This is a genomic window from Nonomuraea sp. JJY05, from assembly GCF_043496855.1.
In the GTDB taxonomy this organism is placed as follows: domain Bacteria; phylum Actinomycetota; class Actinomycetes; order Streptosporangiales; family Streptosporangiaceae; genus Nonomuraea.
Window position 1 is genome coordinate 1 of the sequence record NZ_JBIEIS010000037.1, and the last position, 14,735, is coordinate 14,735.

At 69.7% G+C, this 14,735-nt stretch carries 13 protein-coding genes; 6 read left to right on the forward strand and 7 right to left on the reverse strand.

The annotated features are described in order from the left end of the window. Positions 1 to 350 precede the first annotated feature (350 nt). Positions 351 to 2,162: a DNA helicase RecQ gene (gene recQ / locus ACFKCF_RS43170; protein ID WP_394501172.1), complete on the reverse strand. Its 1,812-nt coding sequence runs from the start codon at positions 2,160 to 2,162 to the stop codon at positions 351 to 353. A gap of 245 nt (positions 2,163 to 2,407) precedes the next feature. Beyond that, positions 2,408 to 3,604, reverse strand: coding sequence for an MFS transporter (locus ACFKCF_RS43175; protein ID WP_394501173.1), 1,197 nt, complete (start codon positions 3,602 to 3,604; stop codon positions 2,408 to 2,410). A gap of 98 nt (positions 3,605 to 3,702) precedes the next feature. Between ACFKCF_RS43175 and ACFKCF_RS43180 the strand changes: the two genes are divergently transcribed. From ACFKCF_RS43180 to ACFKCF_RS43190, 3 genes are all read left to right on the forward strand, one after another. Further along, positions 3,703 to 4,464, forward strand: a complete 762-nt coding sequence (locus ACFKCF_RS43180) for an SDR family NAD(P)-dependent oxidoreductase (RefSeq protein WP_394501174.1) — start codon at positions 3,703 to 3,705, stop codon at positions 4,462 to 4,464. A 28-nt stretch (positions 4,465 to 4,492) separates the two neighbouring features. After that, positions 4,493 to 4,744 (forward strand): type B 50S ribosomal protein L31, encoded by a 252-nt coding sequence (locus ACFKCF_RS43185; RefSeq protein ID WP_394501175.1) that lies wholly within the window; start codon positions 4,493 to 4,495, stop codon positions 4,742 to 4,744. 90 nt (positions 4,745 to 4,834) lie between these two features. Next, positions 4,835 to 5,107: a DUF3040 domain-containing protein gene (locus ACFKCF_RS43190; protein ID WP_394501176.1), complete on the forward strand. Its 273-nt coding sequence runs from the start codon at positions 4,835 to 4,837 to the stop codon at positions 5,105 to 5,107. Between the two features lie 58 nt (positions 5,108 to 5,165). Here ACFKCF_RS43190 and ACFKCF_RS43195 read toward each other — a convergent pair whose 3' ends face one another. The 4 genes from ACFKCF_RS43195 to ACFKCF_RS43210 all read right to left on the reverse strand — a co-directional run bounded on the left by ACFKCF_RS43195 (position 5,166) and on the right by ACFKCF_RS43210 (position 7,706). Beyond that, positions 5,166 to 5,396: a DUF6343 family protein gene (locus tag ACFKCF_RS43195; RefSeq protein ID WP_394501177.1), complete on the reverse strand. Its 231-nt coding sequence runs from the start codon at positions 5,394 to 5,396 to the stop codon at positions 5,166 to 5,168. Positions 5,397 to 5,417: 21 nt separating this feature from the next. Beyond that, the gene (locus ACFKCF_RS43200; protein WP_394501178.1) at positions 5,418 to 6,122 is read right to left on the reverse strand and encodes a maleylpyruvate isomerase family mycothiol-dependent enzyme; all 705 of its coding nucleotides are present in this window, start codon (positions 6,120 to 6,122) and stop codon (positions 5,418 to 5,420) included. Between the two features lie 17 nt (positions 6,123 to 6,139). Then, positions 6,140 to 6,844 (reverse strand): DUF4344 domain-containing metallopeptidase, encoded by a 705-nt coding sequence (locus tag ACFKCF_RS43205; RefSeq protein WP_394501179.1) that lies wholly within the window; start codon positions 6,842 to 6,844, stop codon positions 6,140 to 6,142. A gap of 127 nt (positions 6,845 to 6,971) precedes the next feature. Then, entirely contained in the window at positions 6,972 to 7,706 is a 735-nt protein-coding gene (locus ACFKCF_RS43210; RefSeq protein WP_394501180.1) for a hypothetical protein, read from the reverse strand. Positions 7,707 to 7,882: 176 nt separating this feature from the next. On the opposite strand from ACFKCF_RS43210, the gene ACFKCF_RS43215 reads away from it, so the two are divergent. Next, entirely contained in the window at positions 7,883 to 8,755 is an 873-nt protein-coding gene (locus ACFKCF_RS43215; RefSeq protein WP_394501181.1) for a sugar kinase, read from the forward strand. Here ACFKCF_RS43215 and ACFKCF_RS43220 read toward each other — a convergent pair. After that, positions 8,752 to 12,015 carry a discoidin domain-containing protein gene (locus ACFKCF_RS43220; protein WP_394501182.1) on the reverse strand — a complete coding sequence of 1,088 codons (3,264 nt, stop codon included), beginning with the start codon at positions 12,013 to 12,015 and terminating at the stop codon, positions 8,752 to 8,754. The genes ACFKCF_RS43215 and ACFKCF_RS43220 overlap by 4 nt on opposite strands. Before the next feature lie 239 nt (positions 12,016 to 12,254). Between ACFKCF_RS43220 and ACFKCF_RS43225 the strand changes: the two genes are divergently transcribed. Together ACFKCF_RS43225 and ACFKCF_RS43230 are read left to right on the forward strand one after the other, a co-directional pair. Continuing rightward, positions 12,255 to 13,250 (forward strand): LacI family DNA-binding transcriptional regulator, encoded by a 996-nt coding sequence (locus ACFKCF_RS43225; protein WP_394501183.1) that lies wholly within the window; start codon positions 12,255 to 12,257, stop codon positions 13,248 to 13,250. A 148-nt stretch (positions 13,251 to 13,398) separates the two neighbouring features. Beyond that, on the forward strand, positions 13,399 to 14,730 hold the full coding sequence (locus ACFKCF_RS43230; RefSeq protein WP_394501184.1) for an ABC transporter substrate-binding protein: 1,332 nt from the start codon (positions 13,399 to 13,401) through the stop codon (positions 14,728 to 14,730). The last annotated feature ends 5 nt before the right edge of the window (positions 14,731 to 14,735 follow it).

Genomic DNA, 14,735 nt, shown 5'->3' on the forward strand with positions numbered 1-14,735 from the left:
TCGCGCCCCGCGTGTTGCGCCCCGCGTGTCGGGCCCCGCGTGTCGGGCCCCCATCTCGGGTTGGTGCTTGGATCCCAGGTGTCGGGTGTCGGGTGTCGGGTGTCGGGTGTCGGGTGTCGGGTGTCGGGTGTCGGGTGTCGGGCGTCGGGTGTCGGGTGTCGGGTGTCGGGTGTCGGGTGTCGGGTGTCGGGTGTCGGGTGTCGGGTGTCGGGTGTCGGGTGTCGGGTGTCGGGTGTCGGGTGTCGGGTGTCGGGCGTCGGGCGTCGGGTGTCGGGTGTCGGGTGTCGGGTGTCAAGGTCGGCGTCCGGGGGCCGGAGGCGGGGGTGAAGGTGAGCAGGAAGGGTGGGACGTCAGGTGTCGTCCTGGAGGACCTCCAGGACTTGCTCTCCGTACTTCGCCAGTTTGTTCTCACCGACCCCGTTGATCCTGCTCAGCTCCGCCATTGAGGACGGCCGGGCGGTGGCGATCTCTCTCAGGGTCGCGTCGTGGAAGATGACGTACGCGGGCACGCCCTGCTCCTTGGCGGTGGCGCCGCGCCACGATCGGAGCCGTTCGAAGAGCGGGGCCGCTTCGGCGGGGAGCTCGGCCGCTGCCTGGGCTTTCGATGAGGTGGCCGCCTTGGCGCGGGCGGGGCGCAGGGTGTCGCGGCGCAGCAGCACCTCGCGCTGTCCCCGCAGCACCGAGGCGCTGTCGTCCGTCAGCACCAGCGCTCCGTAGTCGGACTCGACGGCCAGCAGTCCCTGGGCCAGCAGTTGCCGCACCACGCCGTGCCACTCCGCGTTGCCCAGGTCGGTGCCGACCCCGAACACGGTCAGCGTCTCGTGGCCGTGCTGCAGCACCTTGGCGGTCTTCTTGCCGAGCAGGATGTCGACCACCTGCCCCACCCCGAACTTCTGCCGCCGCTCCCGCGCCAGCCGCAACACCGTCGACAGCACCTTCTGGGCGGGAACGGTGCCGTCCCAGGACTGGGGCGGACTCTGGCAGGTGTCGCAGTTTCCGCACGGCTCGGCGCCCTTCTGGCCGAAGTAGTCGAGCAGCATCACCCGGCGGCACCCCACGGTCTCGCACAGCGCCAGCATGGCGTCGAGATGGACCACCTGGCGGCGGCGGTGGGCCTCGTCGCCCTCCATGGCCATGCGCCGGTGCTGGACGACGTCCTGGAGGCCGTATGCCATCCACACCGTCGCCGGGAGGCCGTCACGGCCCGCGCGCCCGGTCTCCTGGTAGTAGCCCTCGACCGACTTGGGCAGGTCGAGATGGGCGACGAAGCGCACGTCGGGCTTGTCGATGCCCATGCCGAACGCGATCGTGGCCACCACGATCAACCCGTCTTCGCGCAGGAAGCGGGACTGGTGGGTGGCGCGGGTGCGGGCGTCGAGGCCCGCGTGGTACGGCACGGCGGCGATGCCGTTGTCGACCAGGAACTCGGCGATCTTCTCGACCGAGGAGCGCGACAGGCAGTAGACGATGCCGGAATCGCCCGGATGCTCGGTGCGCAGGAACTCCAGCAGCTGTCGCTTGGGCTCGCTCTTGGGCGTGATCCGGTAGTGGATGTTGGGCCGGTCGAAGCTGGCGACGAAGTGGCGGGCCTCGCCCAGGCCGAGCCTGGAGGAGATCTCGGCGTGCGTGGCCGGGGTGGCCGTGGCGGTCAGCGCGATGCGCGGCACGTCGGGCCAGCGCTCGTGCAGCGTGGACAGCTCGAGGTAGTCGGGACGGAAGTCGTGCCCCCACTGCGCCACACAGTGGGCCTCGTCGATGGCGAACACCGAGATCTCCCCCTTGGCCAGCAGCCGCAGCGTGGCGTCCACGCGAAGCCGCTCCGGGGCGAGGTAGAGGAGGTCGAGCTCGCCGGCCAGGAACTCCGACTCGACCAGCTGCCGCTCGTCGAAGTCCTGCGTCGAGTTGAGGAACCCCGCGCGCACGCCGAGCGCCCGCAGCGCGTCGACCTGGTCCTGCATCAACGCGATCAGGGGCGAGATGACGACCCCCACGCCGCGGCGGACCAGGGCGGGGATCTGGTAGCAGAGGGATTTGCCGCCGCCGGTGGGCATGAGGACGAGCGCGTCGCCGCCGGCCACGACATGGTCGATGATCTCCTGCTGCCCCGCCCTGAACGAGTCGTAGCCGAACACGCGGTGCAGAACGTGGGTGGGGGTATCCATGTGGCTACCTTACGTGTTCGCGGATGAGCGTTTCGTGATTTCCGCCGACGGCGATCGGGGGCTCCAATGCGCTCGGCCTGGCCTCCCCAGTTTGCCCGACGGTGATCGGTCCATGAACCGATAAGGCGTCCTCCGTCCGTTGCCCTTCGCCCTCGCCGTCCGGTGTTCTGCGCGTTGGGCGTGGCTGGAGGTGACGGGGGAGAAGCAGTCAAGGGCGCGCGGGAGGTGCTCATCCATCATCGCTGTCATGCGGTGGCGGGGTTGGGGTGGGAGGTGCGGTGGTAGGCGATCAGGGAGAGGGCGCCGAGGGCGCAGGCTGCCGCCACCGCTCCCATCACCGCCGGATAACCGGCGAACTGGGCGATTCCGGCGGCCAGTAGCGGTGCGACGGCCTTGGCGACCGTGATGGGCAGCGCGAGTGCCCCGCTCAGGGACGCGTACGCGCCGGTGCCGTAGCGGTCGGCCAGGAGCGCCGGGCGGGCGATCGTGCCCACGCCGAACCCCAGCCCGAACAGCACCACCCCGGCCACCGCACCCGCCGTGCTCCTGCCGATCAGCGGCAGCAGCACCGCCGCCAGCCCTTGCACCCCGAACATCACCGCCGTGATCAACGCCACGGACCACCGGCCCTGCAGGCCGGTGGTGACGAGCCGCCCCGTGACCGACAGCACCCCGAGCAGGCCCGCGACGCCGGCGGCGAAGACGGGGGCGTGGCCGAGGGCGATCAGGTACGTGACCAGCAGGACGCCCATGACCGCCACCGCGCCGGTCTGGGTCAGGAAGGCCGCCGCCAGCAGCCAGAAGGGACGCTCGCGCAGCGCCGACCCGACGATCTCGCGCCGGTTCACGTGCGGGGGCGCGGCCCGGCTCCGTACCGCGAGGGCGTGCAGCGGCACCGAGGTCAGGGCATATCCGACGGCCAGGATGACCAGGGCCTGGCGCCACCCGTACAGGTCCACGAGAAAGCCCGTCAGCGGCAGGAAGATGCTGGACGCGAACCCCGCGACGACGGTGACAGCGAGTAACGCCCGCGAGCGCCTGGTCGCGTCGAACCAGGCCACGATCACGGCGAAGGCCGCCTCGTAAAGAACCATCGCCGACGCCACGCCGAGCACCCCGCAGACCAGATACAACTGCGCCACGGAGCGCACCTGCGACCACGCCAGCACCGCGAGCCCGCCCAGCACCGACCCGAGGGTCATGAGCCCGCGCCCGCCGTGCCGGTCGAGCCAGCGGCCGATGAGCGGCGCCGCGACCCCCGACACGAGCACGGCCAGGGTGATCGCTCCGGTCAGCTGCGCGACCCCGGCGTGGAGGTCGCGGGACATCGGTGGGATGAACACCGAGAACGCGTAATAAAGCACGCCATATCCGGCGGTTTGTGTGATCGAGAGGGCACCGATCATCCACGTGGGGGACTTCGGCACGGTGGCGTCGATCACTCCAGGATCGTTCCCATTCATCGGTCAGAAATGCGGTGATAAATGTCACTTCGCCCCGTCAGGAATAGCTCACAGTGAAAGCGGAATAGCGTCGAGTCATGACCTTTTCCTATGTGGTGACCGGCGGCGGGCGTGGCATCGGAAGGGCCGTGGTCGAACGGCTCCTCGGCGAGCAGGACACCGTGGTGGCCGTCGAACGCGACCCCGACGCCCTCGCCTGGGCCGGCCCCAGAGTCATCCCGCTGATCGGCGACGCGGCCGACGAGGAGGTCGCCGCCTGGGCCGCCGACCTGGCCCAGGAGGCGGGCATCCTGCGCGGCTGGGTCAACAACGCTGCCGTGTTCCGGGACGCCTCCGTCCACACGTCCCCGATAGCCGAGGTCAGGGCCCTGATCGCGGCCAATCTCGACCTCGCCGTGGTGGGCTGCGCCACCGCCGTACGCCACTTCCTCGCGGCCGGCACACCCGGCGCCATCGTCAACGTCACCTCCCACCAGGCCACCAGGGCGGTGCCCGGCAGCCTCCCCTACTCGACCGCAAAGGCCGCCACCGAGGGCCTGACCAGGGCGCTGGCCGTGGAGTACGGCAGGCACGGGATCCGGGTCAACGCGGTGGCCCCGGGCTCGGTGGCCACCGAGCGGTATGAGGCGTTCCTGGAGTCGCGGACGCCGGAAGCGCGGCAGGCCGTCGAAGAGCAACTGGCCCTGCTGCACCCGCTCGGCCGGGTCGCGACCCCCGCCGAGGTGGCCTCCGTCGTGGCGCACCTCCTCTCGGACGAGGCGGCGTTCGTGAACGGCGCCACCGTCCCCGTGGACGGCGGCCGTTCGGTGCTGGGACTCGATCCGGAAGCCAGGGAATGAAAACCGTTGTCATCTGGTTGTGCGGGCCATGAAGAAGAACCTGCACCCCGCGTACGGCCCCGTCGTCTTCCGTGACCCGAGCGTCGGGTTCGCGTTCCTCACCCGCTCGACCCTCCCCAGTGACAGGACGATCGAGTGGGAGGACGGCAAGACGTACCCGGTCGTCGACGTGGACGTCTCCTCCGCCAGCCACCCCTTCTACACCGGTCGCGGCCGCATCCTCGACACCGCGGGCCGCGTCGAGCGCTTCAACCAGCGCTACGCGAACCGCCGCAAGTGACGGCGCGCCCCCGCGGGCACGGGTGTGCCCGCGGGGGAAGCCATGCCGGTCCGCCAGAGGGGGCATGCCTGCGCTACTCGTGGGTAAAAGGTGGTCACCGGCATCGGAGCAGTGGTGATGGCGATGAGTCTCTCTGGAAAGGAACGCCGCATTCTCGCTGAGATCGAGCAGGCCCTTGAGCGAGAGGACCCCGAGCTGGCCAAGCGCGTCGCGGCGATCAACAAGATCGAATCTGACGGGGACATCTTCCCCCGGGCATACGGTGATCGCCTGCGCATGTGGGTGCTGGCGCACGTCTGGATGATCTTCTCGGCCGGCGCGCTGCTGATCGTCCTCCTGCTGCTCGCCGTCCTGACCACCTGACGTCAGCGGCGCCGTGCCGACCCGCCGGAGAGTCACCGCCTGACGGTCAGCGGCACGGTCAGCGGCGCCGGCGCAGCAGCGCCAGGTCGGCGGCGGCCACGACGGCCACCGCGGCGGCGATCGCCGCCTCCCAGCGCCAGACCTCCGCCCCCGTGCTCGCGGCACGCACCGCGAAGAACACCGCCGCCGCCACCCCCAGCACCAGCGCGACCAGCGACAGGATCCGCCGGGCGCGCAGCGGGCTGCGTGCGGTCAGTGGCTCCGTGCCCGCCCGGTTACGCAGCCACATGGTCGATCTCCTCCCAGAATGTCAGGCGAGGCACCTCAGAGCCGCGACGATGCGCGGGTCGATCCCGTGCGACGCGGGCAGGCGCCCCACCGTGGCCTCCACGAACTCCGGGTACGACAGCGAGGCCGTGACCCCGTCGACGGCGGCCCAGACCTCGTCAGCCGTCTGCTCCACCTGAACCTTGGCCTCCTGCTCGGCCAGCACGAACCGCCCCACCGCGACCCGCCACAGCGTCCGGTCGTCGGCCTCGGCGTCGGAGACGGGCGCGCCGACGTCGTCGGCGTGGGTGGCGTACTCGGAGTCGTAGTGGAAGGCCTGCCGGCCGCACGGGTAGGGCCCGGCCATGGTGTCGATCAGCCCGTCGGGGCCGAGTTCGCGCATGCGGCGCCGGGTCTCGCCGTTCTGGACCCGCCACTCCTCCAGCACTTCCGCCACGGGCAGGTCGCGCCGCTGCCGCACCGACCACTCGTTGAAGTCGTTGTAGCCGGACACGCCGGCCTTGGAGAGCCGGGTCAGCAGGTCCTGCACGCTCCCGTCGAGGCAGGCGTGGTTGTACAGCTCCTCGCCCGCCAGGTGGCCCAGCACGTCGCGGACCGACCAGCCCTCGCATCGGGACGGCCGCCGCCAGCCGGCCTCGTCGAGCCCGCTGAAGAACCGGTCGAGCCGGGCGGCCTCCGTGTCGAAGATGTCGAACGGATCGAAGTGTTTGAGCAGCTCGTCGGCCATACTCCGGACGCTACCCGCTACGTGCCCGCTTTCACGGCCATCGATCCGATGGCCGACCTGACCCGGTCGTACTCGTCGGCGCAGGAAGGCACCCGCTCGGGTGGGACCCAGCCGCCCTGGGCGATCCGGTCGTATTTGCCGGGGTCGGCGCCGTACAGGAGGCAGGAGAAAGTGGCGGCCTCGGGCGGCCCCGACAGGTGGTCGAGGCCGGAGTGTCCGGCGAGCAGGTGGCGGGCCTCGGCGGCGGCCACCACGCGCTTGGGCGCGTCGGACGTGAGCGTCAGCGCCGCGAACCGGTCAGCCTGCTCCTCGCTGTCGGCCAGGCCGTTCAGCGTGGTCAGGGCGTGGCCGAGCTGGTGGTGGAAGAGCACGGCCAGCGCGCCGTCCATGCGGGCCGACCTGGTACGGGCGTCGCTCTCCTCGGTCTCGGAGATGCCGGCCATCACCCGGCGCACCTTGTCGACCAGCTGGTAGCAGATGGTGATCCGGCGCTCGTCGTGGTCCCAGGTGGCCTCCGCCGCGTCGCAGTCCCGGGCGACGACCTTGACCGGCGCGGGCAGCCGGATCCGGGTCTCGAGCGCGTCGCTGTCCTTCAGGAGCTTCCTGGCCTGTTCGGCGCGTGGCGAGCCGGACTGCTCGTAGCGTACGGAAAGCTCGGATGAAGGCGCCGCCCCCAGCGTGCTCGTCATGCTCAGGACGAGGGCGAGGAGGGGATGCGGCATACGAGGCTCCTTCGGGGGTCGGTAGATCCACGCAATGCGACTGTCCATGCACGCAAAGCGTGATCCCTAAACCTGAAAAGCCGGAAGGCCCGGCCCCTGGGAAGGGACCGGGCCTCCGTGTCATGGATTAACGACGCCACCAGCTGCCGTAGACCCGCACGTAGTCCGTGCGGCTCTTGGCACCGTCGAGCTCGTCGGTGCCGTCGAACACGGCGCGGAAGGTGCCGCTCTTGTAGGCGCGGGTCTCGGCGTAGAACTTGCCGCCCCACTTGGTCTTGGCGGAGGCGACCCACTTCCAGCCGCTGGAGCCGTTCGCGCGGAAGTAGACGTTCACCTTCTCGCCGCGGACGCCCTCCCAGCCGTCGTCATCCACCTGGAGACGGCCGGAGAACTCGATCGTACGACCCTTGCGGATCTTGCCCGGGTCGGCGGAGAAGCGCGAGATGCGCGTCTCGGCCTTGCTCTTCTCGACCTCGACCGAGAAGAACGCCGTGTCCTTCGCGATCTCCTTGCCGGCGGAGTCGAAGGCTACAGCGGTGGCCTGCCACTTGCCCTGGGGGTCGCCGTCGGTGAAGCCGACGGCGAAGCGCCAGCCCTCGAGGTCCTTGACGTCCTTGGCGCGCAGCGTGCGGGCGCCCTCGGGCGCCACGCTGAGCTCGACCTTCTTGACGTCGGAGCTGGCCCCGATGTCGAAGTACGCGGTCGTCTCGGAACCGGGCTCGACCACGACCGGGTTGGGGTCGATGTCGCGGATCTTGAGCTGGGTGTCGACCTTGGTGGCCGCCGAAGCAGTGCTCGCGCCCGACATAAGCATGGCCCCGCCCACAAGGGCGGAGACGATACCAAGTGCGATCTTTCTCATGAGGGTGCTGATTCCTCTCCCCGTATTGACTTGGAGCCGGCTCGGGGTGGCCGACCCCTTTACTACTTTGAGCCATGAGAAGGGGAAAAGGTTGGCTAAAGTTACAGAAAATCTTTGATCACGCTGACAACCAGGGCTTATGCGGCAAAAGTACTTGACCGGCTACAGTCTGGCGCATGACCGACGTCTACACGCTCGGCGAGCCCTTGGGGGTCGTCTCCAGTGGCCGGGTTCGCCATGAGAGCGAGGCCCGGCTGGATGTGTGCGGGCCGGAGTTCACCCTGGCCATCGCGCTGGCCAGGCTCGGGCACCGCAGCGCCTACCTGGGCAAGGTGGGTGATGACGAGCTGGGCGCGAGGGCGCTCACCGCGCTCAGAGGCGAGGGCGTGGACGTCGCGGACATGCGCGTGTCCGAGGGGCTGCGCACCGGGCTGATCCTCAGGGAGACCCGGGTCGGCCGGGCACAGAGAGTGACGCAGTACCGCGCGGGCTCGGCGGGTTCGCGGCTCACTCCGGGCAACGTGCCGATCGACCGGATCGGAGCGTCGAAGATGCTCCACGTGACCGGACTCACGGCGGGCCTCGGGCGGGACGCGCTCGACGCGGTGCGCACCGCCGTGAGCGCCGCGAAGAACGCCGGGGTGATGATCTCCTTCTCCGTCGACTACGTGCCCGAGCTGTGGCCGTCGGTACGCGAGGCCGAGGAGGTGCTCGGCGAGCTGGCCTGCGACTCGCACCTGCTCTTCCTCCGCCAGGACGAGCTCGACCTGGTCAAGCCCGCGCTCACGCCGGAGCGCGAGGTCGTGGTGGACCGCGGCGCCAAGGGCGCGAGCGTGCGCGCCGACCGGATGCGCTACGACGTGCCGGGCTGGCAGGTCCCCATCGTGGACACGGCCGGCGCGGGGGAGGCGTTCGCGGCCGGTTACATCAGCGCCGCGCTCGACGGCCTCATCCCCCAGGAACGCCTGCACCGCGGGGCGCTGTTGAGCGCCGCCGCGGTGACCAGCGTCAGCGACTGGCAGGGGTTGCCCACCAGGTCAGATCTCTAATTGGTGGTCAGGGTGAAGGTCGAGGTCGTGTTCCTGATGTTCTGGTAGTTGTCGGCGAACCTCAGGTTGTTGATCGTGGCCGACCCGACGGCCGGGCCCTGCCCGGGCTCGGGCATCTCGTTCACCCAGACGCCGAACCCCGACTTGGCGTCGAAGGCGTCGCCGCTCCTCCGCGCCCCGCTGATGGACACGTTCGTGAGGATGGTGTCCTTGACCGGGTTCAGCGGCGCGCTGCCGGAGTAGCCGGTCTGGAACATGATCCCGCTGTACGTGGGGTCCACGATGTCCAGGTTGTTGACCCGGATCCCCTGGAACACCTTGGACGAGGAGAACAGCCACAGCGCCGGGAACGTCTGCTGCCCCCAGAAGTGCCCGCCCGCCCGGACCAGCGAGATGTTGTCGAACGTCGTCGGCGGATTGGCGCCGAACCCGTTCATCGGGATCCCGAAGTCCAGCGAGCTGATCGTGACGCCGGGGTAGGTCAGCGTGTCCGCGACGTAGATGTTCCTGAACGTGTTGTCGTAGCCGCCGTACACGGCCACGCCCGCGGCCCGCCACGTGAGCAGCGAGGTCAGGTTCTCGAAGACGTTGCCGGTCTGCTCGCCGGGGTTGTTGTCGGTGGCCGAGAACAGCGCGAAGCTGTCGTCGCCCGTGGCCCTGGCCTCGACGTTGGTCACGTGGTTGCCGGTGCTGCCGTTGGTCATGTTCAGGCCGTCGGCGAACAGGTTGCGGATCCGCGAGTTCCTGATCGTGATGTTGTCGGTGTTCGTGCCCCAGTAGAGGCAGATCTGGTGCTCGGCCCAGACGTTGTCGATGGTCATGTTCGCCACGTTCGAGAAGTCGAAGACCTTGCCGGGGCCGTCGATACGCGAGGTGTAGTTGCCGAAGTAGGCGAAGTTCGCGAACGTCGAGCCGTTGGCCGAGGCCTCCGTGCGGAAGCCCACGTCGGTGTTGTCCTGCCCGGCGGGGGAGTGGAACCGGGTGAACCAGGGCCCCGCGCCGACGATCTTGACGGACTTGCCGTACACCTGGAACTTGCTCGACGTCTGGTAGTCGCCCTGCGGCAGGTAGACGCCGGTCAGTTTGGCGTCCATGCGGGCCTTGTCGAGCGCGTTCTGCACGTCCTGGTGGGTGAAACCGGTCGGGACGGCGTACTTCGCCGGGTCCGGGTTCGCGACCGGCGTCGCCTGCTCGAAGTCCACGAAGTCGATCGCGTACGTCTGGTTGTTGGCCGCGTCCTTCTGCAACCTGATCGTGCTGCCCTTGGGCACGGTGGCGCCGAGGAGCACGTTCGCCTCGTCGTAGATGTGCCTGGGCGGTCCCGAGCCGGGCGAGTTGTTCGGGCCGGCCTCGGGACCGTAGAGCCAGGCGTAGCGGGAGGTCAGATTGACGGCCTTGAGGAACGAGCCGTTGACGTAGACGTTCAGGGTCGAGTTGAGCCCGCCGCCGCCCGCCGCGTCGGGCATGGAGAAGCGGGTGACCAGGGTGTTCGTGTCCGCCCTGGTGGTGAACTCGACGTACGCGCCGGTCTGGTCGAGCGTCACCGCGCGCCGCCCGGACGCCTCGCCGGCGATCGTGCCGATCTCCCTGCTCGGGCCCACGCGCGTGGCCCCGCCGCCGATCACGGCGTCCTCGGCCTCGTACGTGTCGTACGGCATGTTCGCGCCGCGGCCCACGAACAGCGGCAGCTCGCTGGTGTTGTTGGCGCGCTTGACGGGCAGCTCGTCGGCGTCGTCGGCGAGCACCGTCTTCACCGTGTACTTGCCGTTGGCCGCGCTCCACGTGCCCAGGCTCACCGGGCTCGTGGTCGCGCCCGCCGCGATGGCGCCGCCGGTCGAGCCGGTCAGCGTCTTGACGACGGTGCCGGAGTCGTTCGTGACGGTGAGCGTGATGCCGTGGGAGGCGCCGCTGGAGGCCACCGTGCCCTGGTTCTTGATCGCCACCGAGAACGTCACCGTGTTGCCCGCGGCGGGGTTGCCCGGCGTCCAGGCGACGGGTGAGGCGACCAGGTCGGCCGTGTCGACCGGCTTCACGGTCAGGGTGCCGGTGGCGGTGTTGTTGGCCTCGTTCAGCTCGACGACCTTGCCGTCCTCGTCCACCTTGGCGGACAGCTGGTAGGTCCCGGCGTCCCTGGCGCCGATGTTCGCGGACACGGTGGTCGACGCCCCCGCGGCCAGCGCGCCCACGCTCGCGCTGCCGACCTTGGTCGCGCCCGCGTAGAAGTTCACGGAGGTCGCGGCGGCGGCCGCGGTGCCCGCGTTCCTGACCGTGGCCGACAGCGTGACCGCGTCCGTCTCGACCGGCGCGGCCGGGGAGGACGAGAGGCCGCTCACGGTCAGGTCGGGATTGGCCGACGGGGTGCCGAAGATCTGGAACTCGGCCACCTGGCCGCCCGGCGCGCCCGAGTTGGCGGTGATCTGCAGCCGGACGTCGGCGGCCTTGCCGGTCACGGGGATCGTCACGGAGTTACCGGCGGCCGGGTCGAAGGTGTGGACGGCCTGCGCGACCAGGGTGCTGAAGGCGGTCGCGCTCTGCTCCCGGCCCAGGACCTGGATGGTCTGGGTCCGCCTGGCCCAGACCGGGTCGGGGTTGAGCCTGAGGGTGATCGAGGTCAGGTCGGCGTTGGCGCCGAGCTGCACGGTCAGCGTGTTGGGGTAGGCCGCGCCCTCCCAGTACGTCTGGAGGTTGTCGTCGTTGGCGTTGGCGGCCACGTACGTGTGGGTGTGCGAGGATTCGGTGATCGGCTTGCCGAGGGCCAGGTTGGCGCCGCTCGGCGGCGGGTTGTCCGGGGCGCTGCCCCACACCTCGAACTCGGAGAGCTGGCCCGCGGGCCAGCCGGTGTTCGCGGTGATCTGCAGCCGGACGTAGCGGGCGGTCGTGGCGGCGAAGGTGATCGTCGCGGTCGGGTTGAAGGTGTACGTCGCCGAGGCGACGATCGTGCTGAAGGCGGAGCCGTTCGTGCTGCCCTGGACGGTCAGCGTCTGGGTACGGCCGGGCCAGCCGGACGGCAGCTTCAGCACGAGCTTGTTGACGCTCGCGGCGGCACCGAGGTCGACCTGGACCCATTGCGGGAAGGCGTTGTTGGCCGACTCCCAGTAGGTGGCCTGGTTGCCGTCGGTCACGTTGGCGGCGGAGTAGACGTCGGTGAAGCTGCTCGCCGTGGCGGTCCTACCCGCCGCGAGGTTGGTGTCGGCCGCCGCGTAAGCGGGTGCGGCCAGGAATCCGAGGGCTAACGCAAGGGCGGCTAAGAGTGCTCTCATGGGGGTGGCCCTTCCGGGTAAGGCGGATGGCCGAACCATAGGATGTCGAGCAGATGGCCGCAATATTTCGACGAGATTTCGCAAACAGTTGACTGACGCGAATCGGCTTCGGTGCGCTCCCGCTGCTGGTCAGGAACTCGTCACAGCTGGGGAGACAGCTATGGAGGCTGTGCAAAGCCCGACGTCGTATCGACGTAAGCGATTGCAAGCGCTTGCGCTGAAGGCCGTATAGTTTGCGCATGACGCGACGACTCGCAGAGGTGGCCAAGAAAGTCGGAGTCAGCGAGGCGACGGTGAGCCGCGTGCTCAACGGCAAGCCAGGGGTCTCCGACGCGACCCGCGAGGCCGTGCTGACCGCCCTCGACGTGCTCGGCTACGAGCGCCCCACCCAGCTGCGCGGCGACCGGGCCCGGCTGGTCGGCCTGGTGCTCCCCGAGCTGCAGAACCCGATCTTCCCCGCCTTCGCGGAGGTCGTCGGCGGAGCGCTGGCCCAGCAGGGGTTCACCTCCGTGCTGTGCACCCGCACGGTCGGCGGCGTCTCCGAGGCCGACTACGTGGACCTGCTGCTCCAGCAGCAGGTCAGCGGCGTCGTGTTCGCCGGGGGCCTCTACGCCCAGGCCGACGCCGCGCACGGGCATTACGAGCTGCTGCACGAGCGCAAGTTGCCCACCGTGCTGGTCAACGCGGCCGTCCGGCATCTCGACTTCCCGCAGGTGTCGTGCGACGACGTGGTGGCCGCCGAGATGGCCCTGGCCCACCTGCGCGCGCTCGGCCACGAGCGGGTCGGCATGGTGCTCGGGCCGAAGGACCACATGCCGTCGCGGCGCAAGCTGGAGACGTTCCAGGCCGAGGGCGGGGACCCTGGGCTGGTCGAGCACACGATGTTCTCGCTGGAGGGCGGGCACGCGGCCGCCGCCCGGCTGGTCAGGCGCGGGGTGACCGGCGTCATCTGCGCCAGCGACCTGCTCGCGCTGGGCACGATCAGGGCGGCCCGCCGGGCGGGGCTCGCCGTGCCGGCGGACATCTCGGTCATCGGCTTCGACGACTCCGCCCTGATGAACTGCACCGAGCCCCCGCTGACCACGGTCCGCCAGCCGATCGACGCCATGGGCCGGGCCGCTGTGGACCTGCTGGTCGCGCAGATCGACAAGGCCGTGGTGCCGGCGGACGAGCTGCTGTTCGAGCCCGAACTCGTCGTCCGTGCCTCCACCGCCCGCGCCCGCGCGGCGGATTAGGAGCCCGGCCTTCCCTGGGGCGGGCTGCGCTTAATCCAGTCGTTATCTTGCAATATGCAGTCGAAATATTGCGAACATCCGTCCTCGATCCTATGGTGTGGGCACCTCGCATCAGAAGGGTCAGACCATGCGGAGATCCACTGGGCTCTTGCTCGTATCCGTGCTCGGCCTCTCAGCCACAGCCTGCGGCTCCGGCAACCCCGCCACCCCGTCGGCCGGAGCCGGCGCCAAGGCCGTGACGATCACGGTGGCCTGCCAGCCCGCCAAGTCCGCGCCGAAGGAGCGCCAGGCCTGGGACGACGACGTGGCCACGTTCATGAAGGCGCACCCGGGCGTGACGGTCAAGAGCACGGACCAGCAGCCCTGCTTCGACCCCAAGACGTTCGGCCCCAAGCTGGCCGGCGGCCAGATGGAGACCGTCTTCGTGGTCCCGGTGACGAACTACGACGACGTCATCGGCCAGGGCCAGGCGCTCGACATCACGCAGTACACCAGCGCCATCAAGAACTGGAACGACCTGCGCCCCGACGTGCGCGAGCTGGTGACCAAGGACGGCAAGGTGTACGGAGTGCCGAACGTCCACTACGGCGTCGGCCTGGTCTACAACCGCGCCCTGTTCACCAAGGCCGGGCTCGACCCCGACACCCCGCCCAAGACGTGGGCCGAGGTCCGCGAGGCGGCCAAGAAGATCGCCGCGCTCGGCCCCGGCTACGTCGGCTACGGCGAGTACTCCGGCGGCAACACCGGCGGCTGGCACTTCACCCAGGCCATCTACGGCCGCGGCGGCAGCATCCTGACCCCCGACAACAAGAAGGCCGCGTTCAACTCGCCCGAGGGCAAGGCCGTGCTGCAGAACCTGCACGACATGCGCTGGGTCGACAACAGCATGGGCAACAAGCTCCTGGTCGGCTGGGAGTCGCTCATGATGGCCATGGGCAGCGGCAAGGTCGGCATGATGCTGGGCGCGCCCGACGTGGTCACCGACGTGGTCAACAAGTTCAAGGGCAACGTCGCCGACTACGGCATCACCGGCTTCCCCGAGGCCAAGGCGTCGCTGAGCGGCGGCGAAGCGTTCATGATCAACCCGAAGGCCACCCCCGAGGAGGCCAAGGCGGGCCTGGAGTGGCTCGACTTCCGCTACAACACCGTCGGCAAGGGCCGCTTCGACTTCGCCCGCGGCAAGGCCATCGGCAACCCGGTCGGCGTGCCCGACAACGCCGTCTACGGCGACTCGGCGACGGGCAAGGCCATCCAGGCCGACCGCGAGAAGAACGCCTCGCTGCCGGTCGCGAACTACGCGCCGTACGTGCAGGCCGCCGCGACGATCCCGCCGAAGGCCGAGCCGGTGCACGCGCAGGAGCTGTACGCCATCCTCGACGTGGTCATGTCGGGGGTGCTGAGCCGTAAGGACGCCGGCGTCGACCAGCTCCTGTCGGACGCCGAGACCAAGGCGAACTCCATGCTGGCGGCCAAGGGCTGACCTTG

Bases quoted from the DNA above. Each gene is read 5' to 3' on its own strand.
- recQ (WP_394501172.1), bottom strand. From the start codon at position 2,162: ATGGATACCCCCACCCACGTTCTGCACCGCGTGTTCGGCTACGACTCG.
- ACFKCF_RS43180 (WP_394501174.1), top strand. From the start codon at position 3,703: ATGACCTTTTCCTATGTGGTGACCGGCGGCGGGCGTGGCATCGGAAGG.
- ACFKCF_RS43185 (WP_394501175.1), top strand. From the start codon at position 4,493: ATGAAGAAGAACCTGCACCCCGCGTACGGCCCCGTCGTCTTCCGTGAC.
- ACFKCF_RS43195 (WP_394501177.1), bottom strand. From the start codon at position 5,396: ATGTGGCTGCGTAACCGGGCGGGCACGGAGCCACTGACCGCACGCAGC.
- ACFKCF_RS43200 (WP_394501178.1), bottom strand. From the start codon at position 6,122: ATGGCCGACGAGCTGCTCAAACACTTCGATCCGTTCGACATCTTCGAC.
- ACFKCF_RS43205 (WP_394501179.1), bottom strand. From the start codon at position 6,844: ATGCCGCATCCCCTCCTCGCCCTCGTCCTGAGCATGACGAGCACGCTG.
- ACFKCF_RS43210 (WP_394501180.1), bottom strand. From the start codon at position 7,706: ATGAGAAAGATCGCACTTGGTATCGTCTCCGCCCTTGTGGGCGGGGCC.
- ACFKCF_RS43215 (WP_394501181.1), top strand. From the start codon at position 7,883: ATGACCGACGTCTACACGCTCGGCGAGCCCTTGGGGGTCGTCTCCAGT.
- ACFKCF_RS43220 (WP_394501182.1), bottom strand. From the start codon at position 12,015: ATGAGAGCACTCTTAGCCGCCCTTGCGTTAGCCCTCGGATTCCTGGCC.
- ACFKCF_RS43225 (WP_394501183.1), top strand. From the start codon at position 12,255: ATGACGCGACGACTCGCAGAGGTGGCCAAGAAAGTCGGAGTCAGCGAG.